Below are 244 nucleotides of genomic sequence, written 5' to 3' on the forward strand. Positions count from 1 at the left end.
CAAGAACGAATACGGCCACATGCTCACGGTCGAGGATCCGATCGAGTTCGTGCACACCTCGCAGAAGTGCCTGGTCAACCAGCGCGAGGTGCACCGTGACACGCACGGCTTCAACGAGGCGCTGCGCGAGGACCCCGACTACATCCTGGTCGGCGAGCTGCGCGACCTGGAAACCATCCGCCTGGCGCTGACCGCCGCGGAAACCGGCCACCTGGTGTTCGGCACGCTGCACACCAGCTCGGCG

1 protein-coding gene is annotated in these 244 nt (G+C 66.0%); it reads left to right on the top strand.

What is annotated here, in order from left to right; genetic code table 11:
* Positions 1–244, top strand: a 244-nt coding sequence (locus AAIL17_RS18245) for an ATPase, T2SS/T4P/T4SS family (RefSeq protein ID WP_424684246.1), incomplete at both ends; no start/stop codon positions are given.

Origin of the sequence: Frateuria sp. YIM B11624 (assembly GCF_049727805.1) — a bacterium.
Lineage (GTDB): Bacteria > Pseudomonadota > Gammaproteobacteria > Xanthomonadales > Rhodanobacteraceae > Frateuria_A.